The following is a 22,822-nucleotide window of genomic DNA, read 5'->3' as shown; positions in this document are numbered from 1 at the left end:
CTTATTGACAAGCTGTTAGTCTTGACCTCGTAAAAAACCATCCAGGGGAGAGTCATGGCTATACAGGGCATTGAAGGGGTACTCAGTCAGTTACAGGCAACGGCGATGACCGCCCGTAATCAGAGCGTGGCTGACCAGCCGCCGGGCGTTAGCTTCGCCGGTCAACTGCATGCGGCGCTGGACCGGATCAGCGACAAGCAAAACGCGGCCCGTACCCAGGCTGAGAGATTTACCCTTGGCGAACCCGGCGTGGCGCTCAACGATGTGATGGCCGATCTGCAAAAAGCGTCGGTGTCATTGCAGATGGGGTTGCAGGTGCGTAACAAGCTGGTGTCGGCATACCAGGAAGTGATGGGGATGCAGGTTTAATCAATACCTATCTTACGCTGGCAGCCTGATGGCTTTAATGCCACAATATTTTTTTCTTCGCATGCAGGAAAGATGATGAAAAAAGTAGCAATTGTGGCTGCGATGCTGACGTTAGCGGGATGTGTTCAGGTAGATAACTATCAGGAAGTGATTAAGCACCCGGTACCTTCGCAACTGGCAGGTTACTGGCAGTCGAAAGGGCCGCAGAGCGCGATGGTGAGCCCGGAAGCGATCGCCACGCTGGTGGTGACGCCAGAGGGGGATACGCTGGATTGCCGTCAGTGGCAGCGCGTTATCGCGGTGCCGGGTAAGATCATGCTGCGTTCAGATGATTATTACAACGTGACGCGTAAGCTGGATGTCTATCCGCTGGAGCGTGATGGGGCGGCGCTGGAGTATGACGGTATGGAACTGTACAAGGTTGACCGTCCAACAGTGGAATGCGCAGATTACCTGAGCAAGAATCCGCTGGAGAGTAAGCTTCCGTAGCGGTAAAAGCAAAACGGCAATCATATTGCCGTTTTTAGGGTTTGCTCCCTCTCCCTGTGGGAGAGGGTCGGGGTGAGGGCATCAGGCCGCACTTTCCCAGCACTACAGCGCGTCCTCAATCACCCAGACGCTGACGCTTCCCCCGTTACAGAAGAACGTCCCTTCGCCATCCGCCGCCGTGGTCACGGTTTCCTCGCGGTTGCCTAAAAAATCACGCCAGGTCTTGTTGCCGTAATTCTCCCCGAGGCAGATCGTCTTCTCGCCGTCATCGCCATTCGACAGCACCACAACACAGCCCGGGTGTTCCTCAGTCCCGCTGCGGCTGAACGCAATGCAGTTTGGATGATCGAAAAACAGCGTCTGCACGCCGTGGGCAAAACGCTGCCGGGCGAGGATCAGCTCGTGGAGCTGTTCAATCACAGGCATATCGATGTGATACGTCTCGCCATCCCCGCCGGTGTCGTCATAGCTGGCGCCAAAAAGATCCGGGTAGAACACGCTCGGCACGCCGTTTTCACGCAGCAGGATGAGCGCGTAGGCCAGCGGTTTGAACCAGGCTTCAACCGGGGCTTCCAGCGCCTGCAAGGGTTGGGTATCGTGGTTGGCAACCAGCGTCACGGCATGGAACGGATCGGCTTCCACCAGCGTACCGGTGAAAATCTGGCTCATATCGTAGTCGCGTCCCTGGCGTGAGGCTTCGTGAAATTTCATTTGCAGTGGCGCATCAAACAGCATGGTTTTACCGTCCACCTGATTGATGTAGTGCTGCAATTTATCCACTTCGTGAGACCAGTATTCCGCCACAATAAACAGCGGCTGCGGGGCCACCTCCTGGACGTGCTCAATCCACTCTTTATAGAACCAGGCCGGGATGTGTTTTACCGCGTCCAGGCGGAAGCCGTCGCAGTGGGTTTGCTCCATCACCCAGCGCGCCCAGTATTTGATCTCCTCCGTCACCGCATGGTTGCGAAAATCGATATTTTCACCCATCAGGTAATCGAAATTGCCCATCTCGTCGTCGACCTGATCGTTCCAGCCTTCGCCGGTGTAGTCGTTCACGATTTTGAAGATACCGTCCTCATTGGGGTTTTCAATGTGGTCGATACCGCTGAAGCATTTGTAATCCCAGATAAATTGCGAATACTGCCCGGCCCGAACGGGGAAGGTGTAACGCGTCCAGGCTTCGCATTCGATGATCTCATCGCTGATTTGGGTGCGATCCTGAGCATCCACGCGCTGCACGCGGACGGGTTCCTTTTCATCGGCCCCCATTTTATGGTTGACCACCACGTCCAGAAGCACCGCAATCTGGTTGCTTTTTAAGGCGTTGATGGCCTCCAGCAGCTGGGCTTTATCGCCGTATTTGGTGGCGAAGCTGCCTTTCTGGTCAAACTCACCGAGGTCGAAAAGGTCATAAGAGTCATACCCGACGGAATAGCCGCCGGATGCCCCTTTGTATGCCGGCGGTAACCAGACCATATTGATGCCGATTTCGTTCAGGTTGGGGGCTAATGCCGTGACTTCTCGCCACAGTTCACCGCCGGTGGGGTAGTACCAGTGAAAACATTGTAAAAGTGTTGGGTTGCGCATGCACCATCTCCATGAGGTCGCGAAACTCAAGTATGGAGCAGGTTTGGCAGAAATGCCTGGCGAACGAAACGGTTAACGTTTGCCCGCCAGTTAAATGGCTAATTAATATCGCTATTACTTTGCGGAACCAGGACATGACCGCCCTGGTTACCGTAGGTGGAGAGAACGGTTTTCTGGATGGAGGATTGCCCAACCAGCTTCGCCAGTTCATCCATTCTGGCTTGCAGCAACGTTTTTACCTGGCCTTCGTTGTCCAGGATCACCCGCAGCGTCGGGCGAAGCTGCTCCTGAATCTGCATCGAAGGTTCACTTTCCTGAGTGAGACGAGCCAGTGAGTGCACCGCATTAACATAGTCGGTTTCACAGATGATCAGATCATCCCATAGTCCCTGCCGGGCCAGTCGCAACATCAACTGGCTCTGCTCAAGGAGTTGCTGATAAAGGGCATAAAGTTGCGGTGCGTTACTCATTAGACGGCGTCCTGGACAAGAGTTGGTATACCTGCAGCCTCCTTCCAGCCATCCGCAATATTGCGCAGTAAACTCTCCACCTCTTCGATGGCACTGGCATCATTGCGAAGGTTGGCCTGAAGCAGGCGACGAACCATATAGGCATAGAGAGCGATCAGGTTTTGTGTTAACTCGTCTTTACTCTCTTCATCCAATCCGACCTTCAGGCCATTTTCGATGATATTAATCGCTTTGGAGAGTGCCAACCCTTTTGCCGGGATATTACCGTCTGCTAGGAACAGACGCGCGCGTACCAGCGCGCTGAGGGCACCATCAAATAGCATGATAACCAGTTGCTGCTGGCTGGCGCTCATCACCGCGCTTTCAACTTCTATCTTTGCGTAGGCTTGCGTGCCTTTTGCGCCGTACATGTTATCCCCCTCGGGTCTGATTATCTGTTACTACTTGTTGGAAGACGTATTTTCGAACTGCTGTGTAAGGTAACTGCTGGTGTTGTTTAGTGATGTCATCATTACATCCAACTGGGTAAATTGAGCTTTGTACCGTGCGACAGTGTTATCAATTCGCTCGCTAACAGCATTGTATTGAGCCGTCAAATTGTTCAGTGTTTTGCTTACGCCATCCTTCGCTGCCTGGATAATGCCTTTAGTTGATAGCCAGTCAGTCAGATTGGTTGCCATTGCAGTAGTGATACCGGTTTTTTTGCCATCACCGACGATGAGTTCTTTGACGCCTGATGAATCTTTGCTGAGTGCAGTTTCAAGCTTGGTGTTATCTAGTTCAAGTTTCCCTGTGCTTGGGTTACTGGTAATACCAATTTGTGAAAGTGACTTAATGTTTGATGTACTAGCAGAATTACTCAGCATGCTTTTAAGCTGTGTCTGGATTGTACGCAAAGTAGTGTCACCAAGTAGTGCACCATTACTTGTGTCTTGCGCATCACTTCCGGCATCAACGGCTGTGTATTTTGTTAATGAGGCGAAGGTATCCTGAAGCGAGTTATAAGCATCTACCCAAGCTTTGATAGCTGTTTCAGCTTTGGATGCATCTTTGGCAATAGTAATTGTTTGATTATCTTTCGTAACATTGTTTAGATTAAGCGTGATGTCTTCCAGAGCATCACTGATGGTGTTGCTACTGTTTTCAATATCAACGTTATTGATCTTCAGTTTTGCATTTTGAGCCGTTACGCTCTCTGTCATGCCGTTACTGGCATCATCGCTGGTACCGTTGTAACCCAAAAAGCTTTTGAGTGTGCTATCACCGCTAACGCTAATACTGACCGCGTTATTTGCCCCTGTTTCAGTTGAGGTCACAGAAAGGCGATACTGCCCATTCCCAACATTAATGATACTTGCTGACACACCCGCATTAGCTTTGTTGATTGCATCGCGGAGCCCAGTTAAGGAAGAGTTTCCTGCACTGATATCAATGGATACCGGATCTTTACCATTCCCCGGAGTAAAGGTGATCTTACTGTCTGTTGATGCGATTGCCGTTTTGGTGTCGGGTTGGGTGTTTTTAGTTGTCAGCGTTTGCGCCTGAGCAAGCTGAGAAATGCTGATGGTGTATTTGCCCGGAATGGCGCTGCCTGTTGTGGTTGCACTGAATGCGTCACTACTGCTCGTCGTAGTTGTAGCCGTAAATAAATCAGCTTTGTTTAACGCTGTATTTGCGGTTTGAAACGCTTCCAAAGAACTTTTCAACGTGCCGTATGCACTCAGCTTGGCTGTATAGGATGTCTGTTGTTTTGAGATCGGCGTTAGCTGGGCTTTTTCCGCTGCAGTCAGGCTATCCAGAATGTCTGCCAACTTAAGGCCAGAACCGATTCCCAATGATGAAATACTTGCCATATTTATTCCTTAATCTATCGACACGTAGAACGACTAGTGGGGTTATCGGCCTCAATGGGGGAAAGTTTACGGTTAATTTCTTTTTTTTAATGGCGGGAATAGCGGTAATAGAGAAGAGCTTTTCCGTGGCTAAAAAAATTATCGCGATCCTGAAAAAATATCTAAAGGTTGGTCTGGACCAGACGATAACACCTTTGACGGCGATGAAGCCGAAGGGTGGAAACCCAAATCTAACCAAACAGATTTGATGAACAACAGGAATCGAAATCATGGCACAAGTCATTAATACCAACAGCCTCTCGCTGATCACTCAGAACAATATCAACAAGAACCAGTCCGCTCTGTCTTCTTCTATCGAGCGTCTGTCTTCTGGTCTGCGTATCAACAGCGCGAAAGATGACGCTGCGGGCCAGGCTATCGCTAACCGCTTCACCTCTAACATCAAAGGTCTGACTCAGGCTGCACGTAACGCTAACGACGGTATCTCTCTGGCGCAGACCACTGAAGGCGCGCTGTCTGAAATCAACAACAACCTTCAGCGTGTTCGTGAACTGACCGTTCAGGCAACAACCGGTACTAACTCTGATTCTGACCTCTCTTCAATCCAGGACGAAATCAAATCCCGTCTATCTGAAATTGACCGCGTATCTGGTCAGACTCAGTTTAACGGCGTGAACGTTCTCGCTAAAGATGGCACCATGAAAATCCAAGTTGGTGCGAATGATGGTGAGACCATCAGTATTGATCTCAAGCAAATTGACGCGAAAACATTGGGCCTCTCTGGCTTCAATGTTGACGGTGCTCAGAAAGTTACCGCTGGTACGTTGATCGCTGACTTTGGTGCAACTGGTACTGATAACTATTCAGTAACTTCTGGCGGTACAACTTCAACTTATCATGTTGATGTTAAAACTGGCGCTGTAACTGATGATGCAGCTACACCTGCTGCGCAGTATATCGATGCTGCAACTGGTAACTTGACAGGTGCTTCCAAGACAACCAACACTGCGGCTATTGATACCACTGACAATACGCAAGCACAGGCAATTGCTGCATTGGCTGCTGGCAAGGCTGATGGCGCGAAAATCAATTATAATGGTGTTGATCTTACACTTGTGGGTGCAGCTGACGCTAACGGCAACGCAACCCTGAAAGCAAACGTTGATGGTAAAGATGTAACGCTCAAAGTTGGTACTTCTACCGCACCTGCAGGTACTGGCGCAACCTTCACTACGACTGATTCAATTTATACCGATGCGGCATCTGGTCAATTGACTACAGCTGCATCAACGGCTAACCGTGAAGCCAAGCTGTCTGACCTTGACCTCCAAGGGGCCACTAAAACCGGTAGCACACTCAAAATTAATGGCAAGCAGTACGACGTGGATTCAACTGGAAATGTAACTTCACTGTTTACTGACCCTGCTAACCCAACGGGTCCACAGATTTCAGAAGATGTTTATCTTGGTAAGACGGCAGCTGGTGCAACAACTCTGATCAGTGCTGATGCTGCAAAATCTCAACAGTCTACTAATGATCCACTGAAAGCATTGGATGATGCTATCGCTCAGGTAGACAAATTCCGTTCTTCACTGGGTGCTATCCAGAACCGTCTGGATTCTGCTGTAACCAACCTGAACAACACCACCACCAACCTGTCTGAAGCGCAGTCCCGTATTCAGGACGCCGACTATGCGACCGAAGTGTCCAACATGTCTAAAGCGCAAATCGTTCAGCAGGCCGGTAACTCCGTGTTGGCCAAAGCTAACCAGGTTCCTCAGCAGGTTCTGTCTCTGCTGCAAGGCTAATCGCCTGATTAAGCTCAAACCCCGCTTCGGCGGGGTTTTTTCTGTCCGCATTTACGCGTAACCCCCCAAATAACCCCTCATTTCACCCACTATTCACCCGATTAAAACCCCTCCAGAATCGGATAATCATGCCGATAACTCAACTAACGCAGGGCTGTTTATCGTGAATTCACTCTATACCGCTGAAGGTGTAATGGATAAACACTCGCTGTGGCAGCGTTATGTTCCGCTGGTGCGTCACGAAGCATTGCGCCTCCAGGTGCGTTTGCCGGCGAGCGTGGAACTGGACGATCTGCTACAGGCGGGCGGTATCGGGTTATTGAATGCAGTTGACCGGTACGACGCTCTGCAAGGAACGGCATTTACGACTTACGCAGTGCAGCGTATTCGTGGTGCGATGCTGGACGAGCTGCGCAGCCGCGACTGGGTGCCGCGCAGCGTTCGCCGCAACGCGCGCGAAGTGGCGCATGCGATGGGGCAGCTGGAACAGGAGCTGGGGCGCAACGCGACGGAAACCGAAGTGGCGGAGCGTCTGGGCATCCCTGTTGAAGAGTATCGCCAGATGTTGCTCGATACCAATAACAGCCAACTCTTCTCCTATGATGAGTGGCGCGAAGAGCATGGCGATAGCATCGAGCTGGTGACCGATGAACACCAGCAAGAAAACCCGTTACACCATTTACTGGAAGGGAATTTACGCCAGCGCGTGATGGAAGCGATTGAAGCTTTACCGGAACGTGAGCAACTGGTGTTAACCCTCTATTACCAGGAAGAGCTCAATCTCAAAGAGATTGGCGCCGTGCTGGAGGTGGGCGAGTCACGGGTGAGCCAGCTGCACAGCCAGGCCATTAAACGCCTGCGCACAAAACTGGGTAAGTTATAGGTGAGTTATTCGCCTTGGAAATGCCGCACAACGTATTGACAACCAGGAGTTATCATGACGGTGCAGCAATCTAAAAGACGGCCTTTAAGCCGCTACCTGAAAGACTTTAAACACAGCCAGACGCATTGCGCCCACTGTAAAAAATTACTCGACCGCATCACGCTGGTTCGTCGCGGTGAAATCGTGAATAAGATTGCGATTTCCCGCCTCGACACGCTGATGGATGAAGCCGCCTGGCTTGAAGAGCAAAAAGAGTGGGTAGCGCTTTGCCGTTTCTGTGGCGATCTCCATTGCAAAGAGCAAAGCGACTTCTTCGATATTATCGGCTTCAAGCAATTCCTGTTTGAACAAACGGAGATGAGTCACGGCACCGTGCGTGAATACGTGGTTCGCCTGCGCCGCCTGGGTCAGCATTTGACCATGCAAAATATCTCCCGCGATCTGCTGACGACCGGATACCTGGATGAAAATCTGGAACCCTGGTTGCCCGCCACCAGTACCAATAATTACCGCATCGCGCTGCGAAAGTACGCGCAATATAAAGTCCAGATGCCGGGCGTCATAAAGCAGAAAGTCCGCGCCGGAACAACTTCTGATATATATTAAAAAAGAATAAGATGTAGCGCAGCCGCCTTTGACGTTGCAGGCGATTTCTCTACACTACTCAAAAATTCCACTGTATCGGGGTACTTATGAAATTAGCACTTCTGGGTCGTCAGGCGCTGATGGGGATGATGGCCGTTGCGCTGGTCGCGGGGATGAGTGTGAAAACGTTCGCGGCAGAGAATCTGCTCAACAAAGTTAAAGAGCGCGGCACGCTGCTGGTTGGGCTGGAAGGAACCTATCCTCCGTTCAGCTTCCAGGGCGACGACGGTAAACTGACCGGTTTTGAAGTGGAGTTTGCGCAGGAGCTGGCGAAACACCTCGGCGTTAAAGCCTCCCTGAAACCCACCAAATGGGACGGGATGTTGGCGTCACTGGATTCCAAACGTATTGACGTGGTGATTAACCAGGTAACCATTTCTGACGAGCGTAAGAAGAAGTATGACTTCTCCACGCCGTACACCGTGTCCGGTATTCAGGCGCTGGTGAAGAAAGGTAACGAAGGCAGCATCAAGTCCGCAGCGGACCTGAAAGGTAAGAAAGTCGGCGTCGGTCTGGGCACCAACTACGAAGAGTGGCTGCGCCAGAACGTGCAGGGCGTGGACATCCGTACCTACGATGATGACCCGACGAAATACCAGGATCTACGCGTAGGCCGTATTGACGCCATTCTGGTTGACCGCCTGGCAGCGCTGGATCTGGTGAAGAAAACCAACAATACCCTGGCTGTCGCGGGTGATGCGTTCTCCCGTCAGGAGTCCGGCGTGGCGGTGCGTAAAGGTAACGAGGATCTGCTGAAAGCCATCGACGGCGCCATTGCTGAGATGCAGAAAGACGGCAGCCTGAAGGCGCTTTCTGAGAAGTGGTTCGGCGCAGACGTGACGAAATAAGTCTCTGACTGACAAAAAAAGGCGCTTTTAAAAGCGCCTTTTTTATTTCTCGCGCGTCTGCGTGCATAATGAAATAACAATTGTTTGCGTGACCGGAGGAACCATGTCACTACAGAATTTAACGCGCTTTCCCCGTCTGGAATTTATCGGCGCACCCACGCCGCTGGAGTATCTGCCGCGATTTTCTGACTACCTGGGGCGCGATATATTCATTAAGCGTGACGATGTGACGCCCATGGCGATGGGCGGAAATAAGCTGCGCAAGCTGGAGTTTCTCGCCGCCGATGCTCTGCGTGAGGGGGCGGACACGCTGATCACCGCCGGGGCAATTCAGTCTAACCACGTTCGCCAGACGGCGGCAGTGGCGGCGAAGCTGGGACTCCACTGCGTAGCCCTGCTGGAGAACCCGATCGGGACGCAGGCAGAGAATTACCTGACTAACGGTAACCGTTTGCTGCTGGATCTGTTCAACGTGCAGGTTGAAATGGTCGACGCGTTGACCGACCCGGCTGCACAGCTCGACGAGCTGGCGACGCGTCTGGAAGCGCAGGGTTTTCGTCCGTACGTGATCCCGGTTGGCGGCTCGAATGCGCTGGGTGCCCTCGGCTATGTTGAGAGCGCGCTGGAAATCGCTCAGCAGTGCGAAGGCGCGGTGAGTTTATCCTCGGTGGTGGTGGCGTCCGGCAGTGCGGGGACCCATGCTGGTTTAGCGGTCGGGCTTGAGCAACTGATGCCGGAGGTCGAGCTGATTGGCGTGACGGTTTCCAGAAGCGTTGCGGAACAGAAGCCGAAAGTCGTCACCCTGCAACAGGCGGTGGCTGAACAGCTTGCGCTTCAGGCGAAGGCGGAAATACTGCTGTGGGATGACTATTTCGCGCCGGGCTATGGCACCCCCAATGATGAAGGGATGGAGGCGGTTAAGCTGCTGGCCCGTCTCGAAGGTATTCTGCTTGACCCGGTCTATACCGGCAAGGCAATGGCGGGCCTGATCGACGGCATCGCCCGCAAGCGCTTTAAGGATGAAGGACCCATTTTGTTTGTTCATACTGGCGGGGCGCCTGCGCTGTTTGCCTATCATCCTCATGTCTAAAAATCAGGTAGAAAAATAATAATGCAAGAAAGTATTCAACTGGTTATTGATTCGCTGCCGTTCTTGCTTAAGGGCGCGGTGTTTACTTTACAGCTCAGTATCGGCGGGATGTTCTTCGGGCTGGTGCTCGGGTTTGTGCTGGCACTGATGCGCATGTCGAACATCTGGCCGGTGCGGTGGCTGGCGCGGTTTTACATCTCCGTGTTCCGCGGAACGCCGCTTATCGCCCAGCTGTTTATGATTTACTACGGGCTGCCACAGTTTGGTATTGAGCTGGATCCGATCCCGGCGGCGATGATTGGCCTGTCGCTGAATACCGCGGCGTACACCTCTGAAACGCTGCGTGCGGCGATCTCCTCCATCGATAAAGGACAGTGGGAAGCGGCGGCCAGTATCGGTATGACCCCGTGGCAGACGCTGCGCCGGGCGATCCTGCCCCAGGCGGCGCGCGTGGCGCTGCCGCCGCTGAGCAACAGCTTTATCAGCCTGGTGAAAGACACCTCGCTTGCGGCGACCATTCAGGTGCCGGAGCTGTTCCGTCAGGCGCAGCTGATCACCTCGCGCACGCTGGAAGTGTTTACCATGTATCTGGCGGCCTCGCTGATTTACTGGGTGATGGCGACGGTACTGTCCGCTCTGCAAAACTATTTTGAAAACCAGCTTAACCGCCAGGAGCGTGATCCAAAATGAGTGCAATTGACGTCAAAAACCTGGTGAAAAAATTCCATGGACAAACGGTGCTGCATGGCATTGATCTTGAGGTTGAGCAGGGCGAAGTGGTAGCAATTATCGGCCCGAGCGGGTCAGGCAAAACCACGCTGCTGCGCAGCATCAATTTACTGGAGCAGCCCGAAGGCGGGACGATCCGCGTGGGTGATATCACCATTGATACCGGGAAACCCATCAGCCAGCAAAAAGGGCTGATTCGCCGCCTGCGCCAGCATGTCGGCTTCGTGTTCCAGAGCTTTAATCTCTTTCCGCACCGCACGGTGCTGGAAAACATTATTGAAGGGCCGGTCATCGTCAAGGGGGAACCTAAGGAAGACGCGACGGTCCGCGCCCGCGAGCTGCTGGCGAAGGTTGGGCTGGCAGGGAAGGAGACGAGCTATCCGCGTCGCTTATCTGGCGGGCAGCAGCAGCGTGTCGCCATTGCGCGCGCGCTGGCGATGCGCCCGGATGTGATCCTGTTTGACGAACCCACGTCCGCGCTCGATCCTGAGCTGGTCGGGGAAGTACTGAACACGATCCGACAGCTGGCGCAGGAGAAACGCACGATGGTGATTGTGACGCATGAAATGAGCTTCGCTCGCGACGTTGCCGATCGGGCTATTTTCATGGATCAGGGGAGAATAGTTGAGCAGGGGCCGGCTAAAGCGCTGTTTGCCAATCCGCAGCAGCCCCGAACCCGTCAGTTCCTTGAAAAATTCTTAATGCAGTAGCATTTTAGCGTTCAATTTGCTCCAGATGCCGCTTCTGGAGCAAATTATCCTCCCTTAAACTCCGTTCTGTTGCTTTTTTATTCCGACTGATGTGGATAAGCCATCGCCAAATTAAAGATAATCTGCCTGTGGCCGATATTTTATATAAATAATCATGCTTTATGTGTTAGGTTATATTCACCATAATAATGATTATCTTTATCAGAGGCTTCATTCAGTAAGTATGAGGGATATAGACTTTTTCACCTGGCGACGGGAATGCTTCCTCCGGTTTCAGGAAATGACCTGTGCCGAAGAGGTATATCAGGAACTTCAGCGACAAACGCAGGCGCTTGAATTCGATTATTATGCGCTTTGTGTTCGACACCCTGTGCCATTTACCCGCCCGCGAACCTCCGTCCATTCCAGTTATCCGCAACAATGGATGGCGCAATATCAGTCCGAGAATTATTTCGCCATTGACCCGGTGCTGAAGCCGGAGAATTTCATTCAGGGACATTTGCCCTGGACGGATGAATTATTCACGGATGCCCAGCAATTATGGGACGGCGCGCGGGACCACGGATTACGCAAGGGAATAACGCAGTGTCTGATGATGCCAAATCATGCGCTCGGTTTCCTCTCCGTGTCATGTACCAGCTTACAGGCACACTCGATATCCAGTGAAGAAGTTGAGCTGCGTTTACAAATGCTCGTCCAGATGGCGCTCACCACACTGTTACGCTTTGAACATGAGACGGTGATGCCGCCTGAAATGAAATTCAGCAAGCGTGAGCGGGAAATTCTGAAGTGGACCGCAGAAGGGAAGACGTCGGCAGAAATCGCCATCATTCTCTCCATCTCGGAAAATACCGTCAATTTCCATCAAAAGAATATGCAGAAGAAATTCAACGCACCGAATAAGATCCAGATAGCGTGTTATGCCGCGGCGACGGGGCTTATCTGACTGATATCACGTTCTGCGTGTCAGACGAGAAAACGGCTGAATGCTTTGCATCCAGCCGTTTTTGTTACTGGCGGTAGGCTTGTTTAATTTGCTTAACCGTATTGGCAAAAACAGCGGATTCCGCCTGGTCTTCCATCTGCGCGATCTGTTTTTCCATTTTAATGATCACACGACCAGCATCAGCCTGGCCCATCGCCTGTAGCATAAGCGTCAGCAGCGACTTCAGGCAGTTTACTTCCTGTGCCAGTTCCTGGTTATTCTCGGCAGTGGCAAATTCAGGTGTGCTCATTTATTTTCCTCATTATAAAACAGCGCATGAGCGCGACGATGAAAGTTAAGGCGGCGGAGTATACCACAAGCTACGGCAAAAAATGCAGTGGTTGTTTTTTATACTTATCGCGCAGTGATTATTGGGCGGCGCGGATTATGAAGGTACCCTGTCCAATATGTTAGCGACAATTAAATGTTTATCCCCGGTTCGCCATTCGTTAATTGTTGTTACAAAAAATCGCGCGCTCTTTTTCGTTTGAGTTAACAACTGTTTTAGTAACTTTTCGAATGTCGATGCTAAAAAATAGCGGTAAAAGCCCGGCGGGCAAGGGTTTTCTTTCCACTTACTGTACAGCTTAATTTCCAAAAACGAGACCAGAATCGAATAGCCGATTTTTTAGCGTTTTAATCTTGCATGGAAAACCGTTAATATAAACCCAATTAGCAGTCAGTAGCGTTATCCCTATTCTGGAGACATTTCCTTTGATCAACGTCCTTCTTGTTGATGACCACGAACTGGTGCGCGCAGGGATACGACGCATTCTTGAAGATATAAAGGGTATTAAAGTTGCCGGCGAGGCGTGCTGTGGCGAAGATGCCGTCAAATGGTGTCGCGCTAACTCCGCAGACGTGGTGCTGATGGATATGAACATGCCCGGTATTGGCGGGCTTGAAGCCACGCGCAAAATCGCGCGCATGTTCGTTGATACCAAAGTTATCATGCTGACCGTCCATACCGAAAATCCGCTGCCTGCCAGGGTTATGCAGGCGGGTGCTGCCGGGTATCTCAGTAAAGGCGCCGCGCCGCAGGAAGTTGTCAATGCGATCCGCACCGTACACGCCGGGCAGCGCTACATCGCTTCTGATATTGCTCAACAGATGGCTCTGAGTCAGATTGAACCGGAAAAAACGGAATCTCCGTTTGCCAGTTTGTCTGAGCGCGAATTGCAGATTATGCTGATGATCACTAAAGGTCAGAAGGTGAATGAGATCTCAGAGCAGCTGAATCTCAGCCCGAAAACGGTCAACAGCTATCGCTATCGAATGTTCAGTAAACTGAACATTCACGGTGATGTCGAACTGACTCACCTGGCCATTCGCCATGGTTTGTGCAATGCGGAGTCGTTAATAAGTCAGTGAGTGAAGCGTTCGATTCAAAAGCATTTCTGAAAACCGTCACCAGCCAGCCAGGCGTCTACCGTATGTACGATGCTGGCGGTACGGTTATCTATGTCGGTAAGGCGAAAGATCTGAAGAAACGCCTTTCCAGCTATTTCCGCAGCAACCTTGCCTCCCGTAAAACCGAAGCGCTGGTCGCACTTATACATAACATTGATGTCACCGTAACGCATACGGAAACGGAAGCGCTGCTCCTTGAGCACAACTACATTAAGTTGTATCAGCCGCGCTACAACGTTCTGCTGCGCGATGACAAATCCTATCCGTTTATCTTCCTGAGCGGCGACACGCACCCGCGGCTGGCGATGCATCGTGGCGCTAAGCATGCGAAAGGTGAATATTTCGGCCCGTTCCCGAACGGTTATGCCGTGCGGGAAACGCTGGCGCTTTTGCAAAAAATCTTTCCTGTTCGCCAGTGCGAAAATAGCGTTTATCGCAACCGCTCCCGGCCATGCCTGCAATATCAGATTGGCCGCTGCCTGGGGCCGTGCGTTGAAGGGCTGGTGAGCGAAGAAGAGTACGCGCAGCAGGTGGAATATGTCCGCCTGTTTTTAGCCGGGAAAGACGATCAGGTGCTGACGCAACTGATTGCCCGTATGGAAAAAGCCAGCGCGGCGCTGGAATTTGAGGAGGCCGCACGCATCCGCGACCAGATTCAGGCGGTGCGCAGGGTGACCGAGAAGCAGTTTGTTTCCAATACGGGCGACGACCTCGATGTTATCGGCGTAGCCTTTGACGCCGGTCTGGCCTGCGTTCATGTGCTTTTTATTCGTCAGGGCAAAGTGCTCGGCAGCCGCAGCTACTTCCCGAAAGTGCCGGGCGGCACTGAGCTGGGTGAAGTGGTGGAGACCTTCGTCGGCCAGTTTTATTTGCAGGGCAGCCAGATGCGTACGCTGCCCTCGGAGATCCTGCTCGACTTCACGCTCGATGATAAAACCCTGCTGGCGGAGTCGCTTTCAGAGCTGGCAGGCCGCCGGGTGAATGTTCAGACGAAACCGCGCGGCGATCGTGCGCGTTATCTGAAGCTGGCGCGAACCAATGCCGCCACGGCGCTGACCACCAAACTGTCCCAGCAGTCGACCGTCAGCCAGCGTTTAACCGCGCTTGCTACGCTGCTTAAGCTGCCGGAAGTGAAACGCATGGAATGCTTCGACATCAGCCATACGATGGGTGAGCAGACCGTGGCGTCGTGTGTGGTCTTTGATGCCAACGGTCCGCTGCGGGCAGAGTATCGTCGCTATAACATCACCGGCATTACGCCCGGTGACGATTATGCCGCCATGAACCAGGTGCTGCGCCGTCGCTATGGTAAAGCGATTGAAGAGAGCAAAATCCCGGACGTTATCCTTATCGACGGCGGGAAAGGGCAGTTGGGGCAGGCGAAAGCGGTATTTGAATCACTCGACGTGGAGTGGGATAAGAACCATCCGCTGCTGCTAGGGGTAGCGAAAGGGGCAGATCGTAAGGCTGGCCTGGAAACGCTGTTCTTTGAGCCGGAAGGCGAGGGCTTTAGCCTGCCGCCGGATTCCCCTGCGCTGCACGTGATCCAGCATATCCGCGATGAGTCGCACGATCACGCCATCAGTGGGCACCGTAAAAAACGGGCAAAAGTGAAAAATACCAGTACCCTTGAGACGATTGAAGGCGTCGGGCCAAAACGTCGCCAGATGCTGTTGAAGTATATGGGCGGATTGCAAGGATTACTCAACGCCAGTATGGAAGAAATTGCAAAAGTGCCGGGTATTTCGCAAGGGCTGGCAGAAAAGATCTACTACTCGTTGAAACATTGAGGGCTCTGTAGCAACATAGAGCTAAATTTTACTGACAACAGACAGTTACCGTCATCATGCGATTTAATATCCCTACGTTGCTCACTCTCTTTCGCGTTGTGCTCATTCCGTTCTTCGTCCTGGCATTTTACCTGCCGGTCGTCTGGGCGCCTTTTGCCTGTGCGCTTATTTTCCTGATCGCTGCCGTGACGGACTGGTTTGACGGTTATCTGGCGCGTCGCTGGAACCAGAGTACCCGCTTTGGCGCGTTCCTCGATCCGGTTGCGGATAAGGTGATGGTGGCAATCGCGATGGTGCTGGTGGCGGAACATTATCATACCTGGTGGGTAACGCTGCCTGCCGCGACCATGATTGGCCGTGAGATTATTATCTCTGCCCTGCGCGAGTGGATGGCGGAGCTGGGTAAACGCAGCAGCGTGGCGGTGTCCTGGATCGGTAAAGTTAAAACCACCGCACAGATGGCGGCGCTGGTATGGATGCTGTGGCGTCCGAATGCCTGGGTAGAGTGGGCCGGCATTGGTCTGCTGTGGGTTGCGGCGGTGCTGACGCTGTGGTCAATGCTGCAATATTTGAACGCTGCGCGCGGTGATTTGCTTGAACAGTGATCGTTTCGGCTTAATTTTCAGCAAACGATCCTGAGATGCAAAAAATAACGTTGACTCAAAACGTCATATCAGTAGAATGCAACGCATCGAACGGCGGCACAGTTAGCCGGACGACAATGAAATCAAGTGGTTAGGAAGTAGTTAAATAGTTACTTGATGACATGCGGGAATAGCTCAGTTGGTAGAGCACGACCTTGCCAAGGTCGGGGTCGCGAGTTCGAGTCTCGTTTCCCGCTCCAGATTAATGCATCGGCAGCTTGCGGGTGCAGGTCGAAAGACAACAGATTTAAGGCGCGTTAGCAAAGCGGTTATGTAGCGGATTGCAAATCCGTCTAGTCCGGTTCGACTCCGGAACGCGCCTCCACTTTCTTCCCTGGCCGGATGGTGGAATCGGTAGACACAAGGGATTTAAAATCCCTCGGCGTTCGCGCTGTGTGGGTTCAAGTCCCACTCCGGCTACCATGGGAAAAAGCAGAATAATCAAAGCAATAAGCAGTGTCGTGAAACCACCGAAAGGTGGTTTTTTTGTGCCTGCAATCCCCCCTTCCTGACAACAAATCTTATTTTCCAGCCCGGCACAGGGACAACTTTAACATGGCTCTCCGGCGACAAGCTCTCAAACGTCCAGGATGTGAACTGGTTTTTAAGTGAAAAATAAGCGGAACGGTAGTGAACCGACCAGCGCATAAAAGCTTCTCAGAAAGCTGTGTAGGGAGGTACGCAGAGGGTATGAAAACGGGAATGCCTCGGGCAAAGCGAACGGAAACTGGTACAACAGGTGGACGAACTGAGGCAGTGCCGCCGTACAGCATTGTCACTTACTGCCCAATCATCTGACTGTAAGCGCCGGGTATAAAAGCATGTGGCGATAATGCACTATGTGGCCGTGTGCACTTTGTATAAGAAATTTCACCTCTTAGCTGCTGCAAACGCATATATGTAAACGACTATTGAATGTCGTCTAAACGCATGTAGTATTGATGATCATCATTTGTAACATGGAGGTGGAATGTATAATCATAATCGTGATAAAAGTCATTTTGAGCATAAAATCCGTGAAATTGAGCTGCTCACAGAGCAAATCGCCGCAAAGCATATACTTTATGGCACTTCAAATCTGTTTTTTGAAATCCAACAGCTTGTGGGGAATTTGAAAAGAGAGATTGAATCCCATTGTCTTACCTATTCTGGGGGGACACATATCCTTGATGAACAGATACGGCACCTCCATGAACAGGATGAGCTGCTTACTTTTAACCGAGCGAAGATATACATAGTTGTCGAAAAAAATCGGACGACAACGACAACCATCGCGCTCAAACAGATTGGCTTCGTCGCCGGTGGCGCATAAGTTTATGGGGGCGCTAGTTTATGTGTTGGTTCGCTGGGTCTGGCATGTGCTGCGTACGGCGCCCCTATGATCGCTCATGGTTTAAATAATATGTACGAAAATGGCTATTATCTCCTTTTCCGTGAAGAACAATCAGGAACCCTGAGAGATGCATATAGATTTGCTGCTACGAAGTTAGGTTATGGTAATAACCAGGCAGACTTAGTCTATGGCGTCGTTGATCTCTCTTTATCAGCATATGGTGCGGGCAGAAAAGTTTTGGGCCCCAGAGAAAAGTCCTGGAGTTTATTCCACAATATCCAATCCGATTATATCAGAGGTTGGCAAGAAGCGTCTAAAACCGCAATGGCGCTGGATTTGACCAGTGGAAGTATTACGGGTTGGCAGATGTACCAGATAGCTAAAGAGAATTGATTATGTCACAAGAATTAGAATTTTCGCTTCATCCACCTGTTTGGCCTGCTATCGTGTATTTTGTTGTATCTGTGGCAATTTTTTTCCTGCTTTATCTCGGTAAACTAAAAGTTAACAGGCTGCGTAAATACCCGCTATTTATCGCATATATGGTGTTTGTAATCGCTGTTGCAGCCGTTCAGATAAACATCTTTGCTAATGGCTACGAGTTTGTCCGCAGCTTTTTGCATATCGATTTTGACCCCTATCGATATGACTCGGTATATTGGGGATCATTGTGTTTCTCCATAATTTACTTGCTGGCGTTGCCCCGGAACAAGTTTTAGCATAATGAAATTTTCATTTAAGGGACGCTATGTCTTTACCGCCATTGTATGCACTGCGTGCGTTTGAAGTTGCTGCGCGGTTGAACTCCTTCAGTAAAGCCGCTGAAACGCTCAATATTACGCCGGGCGCGGTCAGCAGACATGTTCGTACCCTTGAACTGTGGTTCGACTGCGAGCTTTTCAAAAGGCAAGGTCCTCGCGTGGAGGTCACTGAAGCCGGGCGAGTGCTTGCCGGGCAGCTGAACGAAAGCTTCACGAGCATTGAATGGGCCTGCCGGGTATTTCGCAGTGAAAACCACCTGCTGCGGTTAAAAGCGCCCAGCACCCTGACCATGAGATGGCTTCTCGACGTGCTGCGATCTTTTCGCAACAACCATGCAAAACCACAGGTTGAGATTGCCAGCGTCTGGATGGACATTGACACCGTTGATTTCAATCTTGAGCCCTACGATTGCGCCATTCTTCTCGGCAATGGGCGTTTTGGTGACACAACGGAAAGCCAACTGCTATTTCATGAATGGCTTATCCCGGTTTGTACTCCATCGCTTATCGAACCGGCCCGGCAGCGGCTTCCGCAATGCGATCTGATCCATCCTTCACCGGACAGACGTGACTGGCGGCGCTGGCTGCGAAGAACAGGATTGTTCCCGGGGCTCGATATGAGCAGCGGTATGGTGTTCGATACCCTTGAACAGGGAAGTATTGCCGCGATGAACGGGCACGGCATCGCTATCGCCGACCTGCATCTCACGCTTGATGCCCTGAAAAGTGGCCTGCTGGGCCTGCCTTTCAGGGAAGCTATCGCGACGGGGGATGGCTACTACCTCGTCTGGCCAAAAAATTCACTCAAAAGAGAGAGCATTCAGCATCTTCTGGCCTGGCTGCAAAACCATACCCCGGTCGTTCCGGCGCTGGATATCGATTATCTAGCATACGATGACAGTCGGATTTATTAATACCGTTATGAATAAGATATATTTGCCATCTTTTTATAACGTTCTGGCAAAGCGCTGTTCAGGTTGAGCACCTTATCCAGAATATAAAATGCTGGCGTGTTTTTCTGCTGTTCAGCGTCAATAATTGCCGCGCGTAATAGCGTGGCGGCAGACGAAATCTTGTTAAAATAGTCCTCAGACTCCGGCGTCTGTAATTCACCAGAAGTGGCGTAACGCACGTCCGGCCAGCCAGAGAAGTTGAGCAGCGGGAGAGGGTTGCCTGCTTCGGGCTGACAGGATGAAAGCAACGCAGCTGCTTTTTGGGGATCGCGATAGGCAACTGAAAGCATATACGCGCGCTGCGAAAACGGTAACAGGGCGTCAGAATGATTTTTGGTGGAGATAAGCATGGTCATAAAATTCGCTAAATCGCCACCTGATGGTGTTTCAGATGGCGATATAATTTTCATTAACTGAAATAAAGCATCAAGTGTCATGTTTGCCCCGGTTCCTCACATTATGACTATTCAGTTTGCGCCTGAATGTTTTAATTGGCCCACCGTCCGGGTAGGTCGAGAGGATAATATTGGAAGGCGTACGTTTTTGAAAAACGATTAATAATCGCAATCACTGTGAGTTTTTCTCACTATAGCCTTTTCGTTTCACACGCCACCCAGATACGCCTTTCTCACCTCCGGATCCTTCAGCAACGCCTCGCCGCTGCCGCTTAACCGAATCTGCCCGTTAACCATCACATAGCCGCGGTCGGACAACTTCAGCGCGTGGTGCGCATTCTGCTCGACCAGAAAAATCGTCATTCCGTTACGGGCCAGTTCGCGCAGCGTCTGGAAAATCTGTTTAACCACGATTGGCGCGAGGCCGAGGCTGGGTTCATCCAGCAGCAGAAGTTTAGGACGGCTCATCAGCGCGCGGGCGATAGCCAGCATCTGCTGTTCACCGCCGGAGAGCGTCATCGCCCGCTGGTTACGTCGCTCCTTGAGGCGGGGGAAGAGGTCGAACATGCTTTGCATATCTTCCGCTGCATGCTGATTGCCGACGGGGATTGTCCCCATCAGCAGGTTCTCTTCTACAGACATATCCGGGAAAATGCGTCGTCCCTCAGGTGCCTGCGCGATGCCACCGGTGGCAACATAGTGGGTGGATTTGTGGCTGATATCCTCGCCGCAGAAGAGGATCTGCCCGTTGCGGATCCGGGGCTGACCAAAGACAGACATCAGTAATGTTGACTTCCCCGCGCCGTTAGCGCCAATCAGGGCCACAGTTTCCCGTTTGTTAACCTCAAGCGAAACCTGCTTCAACGCCTGGATCACCCCGTAGAAAACATCCACATCCTGAAACTGAAGCATCGGTTCGCTCACAGATTTACCTCGCTTTCGTCGGTGCCCAGATACGCGGCAATCACTTTTTCATTGTGCTGGATCTCAGCTGGTTTACCTCTGGCAATCACATCGCCATGATCGAGCACAATGATGTCATCTGAAATGCCCATCACCATCCCCATATCATGCTCGATCAGCAAAACCGTGATGTCATGGTGGTCGCGCAGGAACCGGATGATCTCACTCAGCTTGTGCGTTTCCACCGGGTTCAGGCCGGCAGCAGGTTCATCGAGACAAATCATCTCCGGGCCGGTACACATGGCGCGGGCGATTTCGAGGCGTCGTTGCTGGCCATAGGACATTTCCCCGGCCAGACGGTTCGCGCAATCCACCAGATCCACCACCTCCAGCCAGTAAAACGCCCGGTCCAGCGCATCGTTCTCTGAGCGACGATACGCAGGGGTGTTCAGCACCCCCGCCAGCAGATTGCGGTTGACGCGCATGTGCTGTGCCACCAGCAGGTTTTCCACAACGGACATCTCGCGGAACAGGCGGATGTTCTGAAACGTGCGCGCAAGACCCGCGCGGTTCACCAGATGCGTGCCGCCAAACATCTTATAGAACAGGCGTTGACCAAGCTGCGCCGGGTTGAGCCAGTCGCCCGGCTGGAATTTCTGGCCGAGCACCTGAATGACATTGGTGGTTTTATTTCGTGCATTGAACAGAATGTTGCCGCCGGAGGCCCGGTAGAAACCGGTCAGGCAGTTAAAGACGGTCGTTTTTCCCGCGCCGTTAGGCCCAATGAGTGCGGTAATGGAGCCGCGCTGCACCTCAAGATTGACGTCGTTTAAGGCCTTGATCCCGCCGAAGTGCATCATCAGATGTTCTACACGTAAAATCGTTGCGTTCATGGCACCACTCCTTTACGCACGGCAAATCCGCTGCGGTTGATGCGGATCAGACCGCGAGGACGCCAGATCATCATCACCACCATCAGCATGCCAAACAGCAGCACGCGATATTCCGCAAAGCTGCGCAGCAGTTCCGGCGTGACGGTCAGCACAAAGGCGGCCAGTACGACGCCGACGGTGGAGCCCATCCCGCCCAGGACCACAATGGCGAGGATCAGGGCCGATTCAAAAAAGGTGAAAGAGGTCGGGTTAACAAACCCCTGGTAGGTGGCAAAAAACACCCCGGCGATACCTGCCGTCGATGCGCCCAGGGTGAAGGCCGAGAGTTTGACCAGAACGTGATTCAGCCCCATGGAACGGCAGGCAATCTCATCCTCACGGAGCGCTTCCCACGCCCGTCCAATGGGCATTCGGGTCAGCCGGTGTTTAATGTACAGCACCAGCATGACTACCAGGAACAGCACCGCATAGATGAAGATAAACTTCAAGTTGGGGTTATAGGTCAGGCCGAAGAACTCGTGGAAGGGGACGCCGCCTTCTTTGGCGCGTCGGCCAAACTCCAGACCAAAAAAGGTCGGGGCAGGGGCTGAAACGCCGTTAGGCCCGCCGGTGAAGGTGAGCCAGTTGTTCAGCACCAGGCGGATGATCTCGCCAAACCCGAGCGTGACGATGGCGAGATAATCCCCGTGCATGCGCAGCACCGGAAAGCCGAGCAGGGCGCCCGCGCCCGCGGCCATTAGCGCCGCCAGCGGCAGCATGCTCCAGAACCCAAGCCCCAGATACTGATACCCGAGCGCCAGCCCGTAAGCGCCGATGGCATAGAAGGCGACATAACCCAGATCCAGCAGCCCTGCCAGGCCAACAACAATGTTCAGCCCAAGACCGAGCAGGACGTAGATCAGTCCGAGAATGGCAACCGTCAGAACGTATTTAGTGGCCACAAACGGGAAGCAGATCGCCAGCGTGACAATCAGCGGAATGATCCAGCGCATGCGGCTTTTATACGCCGGCGGCCGGACATACACCCCCGCATTGTCGGATTCAAACCGTGCCTGTAAACGTCTTCCGGCCGCCGTAGCTGAAAAGGCGCTCAGTAAAAAGCGTCCCACCATCACCGTGCCTACAATCCACGCCAGCCGCTGGCCGTCAAAGGTAAAGCTGTAACCATCCAGTATCACGCCCGCAATCGGGCCGAAAATAATCAGGGCGATCATTCCGGAAAAAATCGAGTCCAGAATGCAGCGCTTCAGGGAAAAACCGTCAGAGGTCAT

The 22,822-nt window shown here is 52.2% G+C and carries 26 protein-coding genes and 3 tRNA genes; 20 read left to right on the top strand and 9 right to left on the bottom strand.

Annotated features, from left to right (window positions below; translation table 11 throughout):
* The first annotated feature begins 54 nt into the window (after positions 1 to 54).
* Entirely contained in the window at positions 55 to 369 is a 315-nt protein-coding gene (gene fliE, locus KTH07_RS11600) for a flagellar hook-basal body complex protein FliE (protein WP_003859612.1), read from the top strand.
* A 75-nt stretch (positions 370 to 444) separates the two neighbouring features.
* Positions 445 to 858, top strand: a complete 414-nt coding sequence (gene yedD / locus KTH07_RS11595) for a lipoprotein YedD (RefSeq protein ID WP_003859613.1) — start codon at positions 445 to 447, stop codon at positions 856 to 858.
* Positions 859 to 960: 102 nt separating this feature from the next.
* Here the strand turns inward: yedD and amyA are convergent, their stop codons facing one another.
* The 4 genes from amyA to fliD all read right to left on the bottom strand — a co-directional run bounded on the left by amyA (position 961) and on the right by fliD (position 4,771).
* Entirely contained in the window at positions 961 to 2,448 is a 1,488-nt protein-coding gene (amyA, locus tag KTH07_RS11590) for an alpha-amylase (protein ID WP_032619461.1), read from the bottom strand.
* A gap of 98 nt (positions 2,449 to 2,546) precedes the next feature.
* Positions 2,547 to 2,918 carry a flagella biosynthesis regulatory protein FliT gene (gene fliT / locus KTH07_RS11585; RefSeq protein WP_006811148.1) on the bottom strand — a complete coding sequence of 124 codons (372 nt, stop codon included), beginning with the start codon at positions 2,916 to 2,918 and terminating at the stop codon, positions 2,547 to 2,549.
* The gene (fliS, locus tag KTH07_RS11580) at positions 2,918 to 3,328 is read right to left on the bottom strand and encodes a flagellar export chaperone FliS (protein ID WP_023303921.1); all 411 of its coding nucleotides are present in this window, start codon (positions 3,326 to 3,328) and stop codon (positions 2,918 to 2,920) included. The genes fliT and fliS overlap by 1 nt, the downstream gene beginning before the upstream one ends.
* Positions 3,329 to 3,358: 30 nt before the next feature.
* A complete protein-coding gene (fliD, locus tag KTH07_RS11575) occupies positions 3,359 to 4,771 on the bottom strand; it encodes a flagellar filament capping protein FliD (protein ID WP_023303920.1) in 1,413 nt (470 codons plus the stop codon).
* A gap of 269 nt (positions 4,772 to 5,040) precedes the next feature.
* On the opposite strand from fliD, the gene KTH07_RS11570 reads away from it, so the two are divergent.
* The 8 genes from KTH07_RS11570 to sdiA all read left to right on the top strand — a co-directional run bounded on the left by KTH07_RS11570 (position 5,041) and on the right by sdiA (position 12,430).
* Positions 5,041 to 6,579: a flagellin gene (locus tag KTH07_RS11570; protein ID WP_023303919.1), complete on the top strand. Its 1,539-nt coding sequence runs from the start codon at positions 5,041 to 5,043 to the stop codon at positions 6,577 to 6,579.
* A gap of 163 nt (positions 6,580 to 6,742) precedes the next feature.
* Entirely contained in the window at positions 6,743 to 7,462 is a 720-nt protein-coding gene (locus KTH07_RS11565; RefSeq protein WP_003859623.1) for an RNA polymerase sigma factor FliA, read from the top strand.
* Positions 7,463 to 7,516: 54 nt separating this feature from the next.
* Positions 7,517 to 8,068 (top strand): flagella biosynthesis regulatory protein FliZ, encoded by a 552-nt coding sequence (gene fliZ, locus KTH07_RS11560; protein ID WP_015570235.1) that lies wholly within the window; start codon positions 7,517 to 7,519, stop codon positions 8,066 to 8,068.
* An 86-nt stretch (positions 8,069 to 8,154) separates the two neighbouring features.
* Positions 8,155 to 8,955: a cystine ABC transporter substrate-binding protein gene (gene tcyJ / locus KTH07_RS11555; RefSeq protein ID WP_003859627.1), complete on the top strand. Its 801-nt coding sequence runs from the start codon at positions 8,155 to 8,157 to the stop codon at positions 8,953 to 8,955.
* A gap of 103 nt (positions 8,956 to 9,058) precedes the next feature.
* The gene (dcyD, locus tag KTH07_RS11550) at positions 9,059 to 10,045 is read left to right on the top strand and encodes a D-cysteine desulfhydrase (RefSeq protein ID WP_017384480.1); all 987 of its coding nucleotides are present in this window, start codon (positions 9,059 to 9,061) and stop codon (positions 10,043 to 10,045) included.
* A 21-nt stretch (positions 10,046 to 10,066) separates the two neighbouring features.
* On the top strand, positions 10,067 to 10,735 hold the full coding sequence (tcyL, locus tag KTH07_RS11545) for a cystine ABC transporter permease (RefSeq protein WP_003859632.1): 669 nt from the start codon (positions 10,067 to 10,069) through the stop codon (positions 10,733 to 10,735).
* A complete protein-coding gene (tcyN, locus tag KTH07_RS11540; protein WP_003859634.1) occupies positions 10,732 to 11,484 on the top strand; it encodes an L-cystine ABC transporter ATP-binding protein TcyN in 753 nt (250 codons plus the stop codon). Before tcyL ends, tcyN begins: the two co-directional genes overlap by 4 nt.
* Before the next feature lie 223 nt (positions 11,485 to 11,707).
* Positions 11,708 to 12,430 carry a transcriptional regulator SdiA gene (gene sdiA / locus KTH07_RS11535; RefSeq protein ID WP_017384479.1) on the top strand — a complete coding sequence of 241 codons (723 nt, stop codon included), beginning with the start codon at positions 11,708 to 11,710 and terminating at the stop codon, positions 12,428 to 12,430.
* 64 nt (positions 12,431 to 12,494) lie between these two features.
* On the opposite strand, the gene KTH07_RS11530 is transcribed toward sdiA, so the two are convergent.
* Positions 12,495 to 12,719 (bottom strand): DUF2594 family protein, encoded by a 225-nt coding sequence (locus tag KTH07_RS11530; RefSeq protein ID WP_003859644.1) that lies wholly within the window; start codon positions 12,717 to 12,719, stop codon positions 12,495 to 12,497.
* Between the two features lie 464 nt (positions 12,720 to 13,183).
* Here KTH07_RS11530 and uvrY point away from each other — a divergent pair, with 464 nt between their 5' ends.
* The 10 genes from uvrY to KTH07_RS11485 all read left to right on the top strand — a co-directional run bounded on the left by uvrY (position 13,184) and on the right by KTH07_RS11485 (position 19,321).
* Positions 13,184 to 13,840, top strand: coding sequence for a UvrY/SirA/GacA family response regulator transcription factor (uvrY, locus tag KTH07_RS11525; protein WP_017384478.1), 657 nt, complete (start codon positions 13,184 to 13,186; stop codon positions 13,838 to 13,840).
* Positions 13,837 to 15,669, top strand: a complete 1,833-nt coding sequence (gene uvrC, locus KTH07_RS11520) for an excinuclease ABC subunit UvrC (RefSeq protein ID WP_017384477.1) — start codon at positions 13,837 to 13,839, stop codon at positions 15,667 to 15,669. Before uvrY ends, uvrC begins: the two co-directional genes overlap by 4 nt.
* Before the next feature lie 56 nt (positions 15,670 to 15,725).
* Positions 15,726 to 16,274: a CDP-diacylglycerol--glycerol-3-phosphate 3-phosphatidyltransferase gene (gene pgsA, locus KTH07_RS11515; protein WP_003859652.1), complete on the top strand. Its 549-nt coding sequence runs from the start codon at positions 15,726 to 15,728 to the stop codon at positions 16,272 to 16,274.
* Between the two features lie 163 nt (positions 16,275 to 16,437).
* Positions 16,438 to 16,513, top strand: a tRNA-Gly gene (locus KTH07_RS11510).
* A gap of 51 nt (positions 16,514 to 16,564) precedes the next feature.
* Positions 16,565 to 16,638 (top strand) — tRNA-Cys (locus KTH07_RS11505).
* A gap of 11 nt (positions 16,639 to 16,649) precedes the next feature.
* A tRNA-Leu gene (locus KTH07_RS11500) sits at positions 16,650 to 16,736 on the top strand.
* Between the two features lie 547 nt (positions 16,737 to 17,283).
* Positions 17,284 to 17,625: a DUF4225 domain-containing protein gene (locus KTH07_RS23490; protein WP_223862348.1), complete on the top strand. Its 342-nt coding sequence runs from the start codon at positions 17,284 to 17,286 to the stop codon at positions 17,623 to 17,625.
* Between the two features lie 66 nt (positions 17,626 to 17,691).
* A complete protein-coding gene (locus tag KTH07_RS23485) occupies positions 17,692 to 18,039 on the top strand; it encodes a DUF4225 domain-containing protein (protein WP_230199855.1) in 348 nt (115 codons plus the stop codon).
* 2 nt (positions 18,040 to 18,041) lie between these two features.
* Positions 18,042 to 18,365, top strand: a complete 324-nt coding sequence (locus tag KTH07_RS11490; protein ID WP_017384434.1) for a hypothetical protein — start codon at positions 18,042 to 18,044, stop codon at positions 18,363 to 18,365.
* Between the two features lie 29 nt (positions 18,366 to 18,394).
* A complete protein-coding gene (locus tag KTH07_RS11485; RefSeq protein ID WP_017384433.1) occupies positions 18,395 to 19,321 on the top strand; it encodes a LysR substrate-binding domain-containing protein in 927 nt (308 codons plus the stop codon).
* A gap of 5 nt (positions 19,322 to 19,326) precedes the next feature.
* Here the strand turns inward: KTH07_RS11485 and KTH07_RS11480 are convergent, their stop codons facing one another.
* The 4 genes from KTH07_RS11480 to livM all read right to left on the bottom strand — a co-directional run bounded on the left by KTH07_RS11480 (position 19,327) and on the right by livM (position 22,822).
* On the bottom strand, positions 19,327 to 19,797 hold the full coding sequence (locus KTH07_RS11480; RefSeq protein WP_017384432.1) for a hypothetical protein: 471 nt from the start codon (positions 19,795 to 19,797) through the stop codon (positions 19,327 to 19,329).
* Between the two features lie 165 nt (positions 19,798 to 19,962).
* Positions 19,963 to 20,679, bottom strand: a complete 717-nt coding sequence (locus KTH07_RS11475; RefSeq protein ID WP_032619512.1) for an ABC transporter ATP-binding protein — start codon at positions 20,677 to 20,679, stop codon at positions 19,963 to 19,965.
* Complete coding sequence (locus KTH07_RS11470; protein WP_015570244.1) at positions 20,676 to 21,551, bottom strand: ABC transporter ATP-binding protein; 876 nt, start codon at positions 21,549 to 21,551, stop codon at positions 20,676 to 20,678. The genes KTH07_RS11475 and KTH07_RS11470 overlap by 4 nt, the downstream gene beginning before the upstream one ends.
* Positions 21,548 to 22,822, bottom strand: a complete 1,275-nt coding sequence (gene livM, locus KTH07_RS11465; RefSeq protein WP_023303913.1) for a high-affinity branched-chain amino acid ABC transporter permease LivM — start codon at positions 22,820 to 22,822, stop codon at positions 21,548 to 21,550. Before livM ends, KTH07_RS11470 begins: the two co-directional genes overlap by 4 nt.

The organism is Enterobacter cloacae complex sp. ECL72 (genome assembly GCF_019056635.1).
In the GTDB taxonomy this organism is placed as follows: Bacteria; Pseudomonadota; Gammaproteobacteria; order Enterobacterales; family Enterobacteriaceae; genus Enterobacter; species Enterobacter hormaechei_C.
This window is presented reverse-complemented; position numbering and strand designations above follow the sequence as displayed.